This window comes from Arthrobacter sp. Y3223164, assembly GCF_059091005.1.
Genome location: NZ_JBNHGF010000735.1, coordinates 1 through 718, shown reverse-complemented (window position 1 = coordinate 718; position 718 = coordinate 1). Strand labels below are relative to the sequence as shown.

Genomic DNA, 718 nt, shown 5'->3' with positions numbered 1-718 from the left:
CGGGACGGGTTCTCCAGCGCCGCCGCGGCCGCAGCCGCGAGCGCGTCGGCCGACTCCCCCTGCAGCACGGGAGGCGACCGGTAGTACCCCTCCCCCAACTGCATCACCACGGGAACCCCGATGCCGATGGCCTGCAGCTCGCTCATGGCCAGGATGCCGGCACTCTGGCCGATCACCACGTGCGCCGACGCGAGCCAGCGCAGGTACCCGGGCTTGGGCATCTTCGGCACCATCACGACGCCGAGCTCCGCCGCCCGGGATGCGCCGCCGCCCCACTCCAGCCCCTGCAGTTCCACCTGGCTGCCGGCGGCAATCTGCAGGGCACGCACCAGCTCCAGCTGCCGCCGGCCGCCCTTGGAGTCGTCCCAGCGGGAAGCGAAAACGATCCGCGGCCGCTCGGCCGGCCGCCACTCGGGCAGTTCCTCCAGGTCGACCGGGTTCGGCAGGTACACGGCGTCGGGGCGGGCCGTTTCCGCGTGTTCGCGCAGGTCGGGGGTGGAGTACAGCACCTTCACCGCATGGTCGGCGCCCCACTGCAGCGCGGGCCGGCGGGCGGGCTCGTAGTACTGGCTGCGGATGTCCGTGCCGTGGAAATGCAGCACGAAGGGCTTGACCGGGCGGGACCGCACCACGCCGATCCGCGACCCGGAGTGCACGTGCAGCAGGTCCGACCGCAGGATGGCGGCCGCCCGCCGGGCCTGCCACACGGCACCGGCGG

The 718-nt window shown here is 73.5% G+C and carries 1 protein-coding gene; it reads right to left on the bottom strand.

Annotation, left to right across the window (positions count from 1 at the left end; translation table 11 throughout):
- Positions 1-718 (bottom strand): glycosyltransferase (locus tag AC5RUJ_RS17690; RefSeq protein WP_494156438.1); only part of this gene is annotated, 718 nt, incomplete at both ends.